A 259-nucleotide genomic window follows, 5' to 3' on the forward strand; every position below is an offset into this window, starting at 1 on the left:
GTCGTCGATGTCCCATGCGCTGCCGCACAGATAGTCGGCGTAGCGGTAGGTGCCCTCGGCGAATCCGTAGCGGGTGACCGAGCCATGGCGCATGCCGACCAGCAATACGTTGTGCGCATCGCAGTAGTCGCGCCAGAACTCCACCGACCAGCCGTCGGCCACCGCTATCACGTCCGGTTTCCAGGCCATGACTTCATCGATGTCGAGGCTCAGGAGGCTGTCCTCGAAACACTCGGCCAAAGGACGCAACGAGCGGTAG

General features: G+C 62.9%; 1 protein-coding gene. It reads right to left on the reverse strand.

Features of this window, described 5'->3' with window-relative positions; all coding sequences use genetic code 11:
- A partial coding sequence (locus ACLJNW_RS26290; RefSeq protein WP_410961520.1) for a hypothetical protein occupies nt 1–259 on the reverse strand: 259 nt, incomplete at both ends.

It is taken from the genome of Salmonella sp. SAL4457 (genome assembly GCF_046548235.1).
Lineage (GTDB): Bacteria > Pseudomonadota > Gammaproteobacteria > Enterobacterales > Enterobacteriaceae > Salmonella > Salmonella enterica.